This is a genomic window from Streptomyces hygroscopicus (assembly GCF_026168105.1).
Classification (GTDB): domain Bacteria; phylum Actinomycetota; class Actinomycetes; order Streptomycetales; family Streptomycetaceae; genus Streptomyces; species Streptomyces hygroscopicus_D.
The window spans coordinates 1-2,828 of record NZ_LBMW01000124.1 but is presented as its reverse complement, the minus strand read 5'-3'; the positions used below and the strand labels follow the sequence as shown (position 1 = coordinate 2,828).

General features: G+C 72.2%; 1 protein-coding gene. It reads right to left on the bottom strand.

What is annotated here, in order from left to right; genetic code table 11:
* A partial coding sequence (locus tag AAW14_RS39085; RefSeq protein WP_416223444.1) for an SDR family NAD(P)-dependent oxidoreductase occupies positions 1-2,828 on the bottom strand: 2,828 nt, incomplete at both ends.

Below are 2,828 nucleotides of genomic sequence, written 5' to 3'. Positions count from 1 at the left end.
TGCACCGCCCGTCCGCCGACAGACCACGCTGACGGCTGAACTCCACGAACACCGCAGGACTGGCCATCACCGTCACACCACCGGCCAACGCCATCGAGCACTCACCAGCACGCAACGACTGAATCGCCAAGTGCAACGCCACCAACGACGACGAACACGCCGTATCCACCGTGACCGCCGGCCCCTCCAGACCGAACGTGTACGACACACGCCCCGACGCGACACTGGACGCGCCTCCGACCAGCCGGTGTCCCTCTACTCCTTCCGGCGTCCGGCGCACATCGGCTCCGTAGCCCTGGTAGGCCAGGCCGACGAACACGCCCGTCCGGCTGCCCCGCACCTGCGCGGCGGTCAGCCCCGCGCGCTCGAAGGTCTCCCACGTGGTCTCCAGCAGCAGTCGCTGCTGCGGGTCCATCGCGAGCGCCTCGCGCGGCGAGATCCCGAAGAAGTCGGCGTCGAAGTCGGTGGCGTCATAGAGGAAACCGCCGTCGCGGGCATAGGTCTTGCCGACACTCTCCGGGTCGGGGTCGTAGAGGTTGTCGGTGTCCCAGCCACGGTTGGACGGGAACGCCGAGATGGCGTCACCGCCGGAGGAGACGAGCTCCCACAGCTCCTCCGGGGAGTCGACGCCGCCCGGCAGGTGGCAGCCCATCGCCACGATCGCGATGGGCTCGTCGTCGGCGACGGCTGTCCGTTCCGTCGGCAGCACGGCCGCACCGTCAGCGAGGAGCTTGCCCTGGAGGAAGGCGGCGAGCGAGGCGGCGTTGGGGTAGTCGAAGACCAGCGTCGGCGGCAGGGCGAGGCCGGTCGCCGTGTTGATCCTGTTGCGGAGCTCGACGGCGGTCAGAGAGTCGAAGCCCAGGTCCTTGAAGGCCCGTTCCGGCTCGGCGTCGTCCGCCGAGGCGTGGCCGAGTACGGCCGCGACGTGGGCGCGGACCAGGTCGAGCAGGGCCGCCGCGCGCCCCGCCTCGGGAAGTGCGGACAGTTGAACGGCCAGGGATGCGGCGCCGGTGGTGGCGTCGGCGGACGTGGCGTGGTGCACCTCGGGCAGCTCGGACAGCAGCGCGCTCGGGCGGGCCATCGTGAACGGTCCGATGAACCGCTCCCACTTCATGTCGGCCACCACGACGGCGGTTTCGTCACAGTCCAGCGCGCGCTGTACGGCGGACACGGCGAGCGTGGGCGGCAGGGTGATGACGCCACGGCGGCGGAGGTGTTCCTCGTCGGAGCCGGTGACCATGCCGCCGTCCGCCCAGGGGCCCCAGGCGATGGCGGTGGCGGTCAGGCCGTTGGCCCTGCGTCGCGCGGCGAGCCCGTCGAGGAAGGCGTTGGCGGAGGCGTAGGCGGTCTGCAGTCCGCTCCCCCACACGCCGGCGATCGAGGAGAAGAGGACGAAGGCGTCCAGTTCCTGCTCGCCGAGCAGTTCGTCCAGGTGCATGGCGCCGCCCACCTTCGCCGCCATGGTGCGGGCGAAGTCGTCGAGGGTCAGCTCGTCGAAGGAGGTGAGCTGTTCGACGCCTGCCGCGTGGAACACGGCGGTGAAGGTGTGCTCGGCGAGGATCCCGGCCACCGCCTCGCGGTCGGCCACATCGCACGCGGCAAGGGTGACGGAGGCACCCAACGACTCCAGCTCCGCCTTGAGTTCGGCGGCGCCGGGCGCGTCGGGTCCGCGGCGGCTCGTCAGCACCAGGTGCTCGGCGCCCGCACCGGCCAGCCAGCGGGCGACGTGGCCGCCCAGCGCGCCCGTACCACCGGTGATCAGCACCGTGCCGCGGGGCGACCACGGCCGACCGGTGCCGCTGTGGGCGTGGGTGAGCCGGACGGTGAACACGCCGGACGCACGGACGGCGACCTGGTCCTCGACCGGCCCCGCCGTCTGGTTCAGTACAGCGGCGATACGGCCGGCGGCGCGATCGTCCACCTTGCCGGGCAGGTCGATCAGGCCGCCCCAGCGCCCAGGCTGTTCCAGAGCCAGGGACCGGCCGAAGCCCCACACCTGGTTCTGTACCGCACTGAGCGGCGCGTCGTCGGAACGACCGGTGGCCGCGGCTCCCCGCGTGGCGCACCACAGCGGCGCGTCGATGCCCACGTCGCCGAGTGCCAGGGTCAATGTCACGGTACGGGCCAGCCCCCGAGAGACCGCCGGGTGCTCGGCCGAGGCGCTCTCGTCGGTCGCGAGCAACGACAGGACGCCGTCGAGGGGTCGGTCTCCTTCCACGACCCGCTCCAGTTCGCCGGCCAGGGACCGTCGGTCGGCGTCGGCACCGGCGGCGAGCGGGATCAGGTTGGCGCCGCGTCCGACGAGCCCCGTACGGACGGTCTCGGCCCACGCGTCGCCTTCGGGGGCCACGAACAGCCAGGTGCCGGACAGGTCCGAGACGGGTAGTCCGTTCAGCGGCTGCCAGGCCAACCGGTAGCACCAGCCGTCCACAACGGACTGCTCGCGGCGCTGACGCCGCCAAGCAGACAACTTCGGGAGCACGACGTCCAGTTCGTCGGCGCTCAGCCCCAGTGTCTCGGCCAGCGACTGCACGTCCTCGCGCTCGACGCTCGCCCAGAACTCGGCGTCGACCGCGTCCACGACGGCCGTCTCGACTTCGGGAGCCTCCAGCCAGAAGCGCTGCTGCTGGAAGGCGTAGGTGGGCAGGTCGACGCGGTGGGCGCCGGGGAAGAGGGCGTGCCAGTCGGGGGAGGCGCCGTGCACGTGCAGTTCGGCGAGGGCGGCGGTGATCGCCCGACGCTCGGGGCGGTCGGCGCGCAGCACGGGGACCGTGACGGCGCCGTCCAGGCAGCCCTGGGTCATGCCGCTCAGGACACCGCCGGGGCCG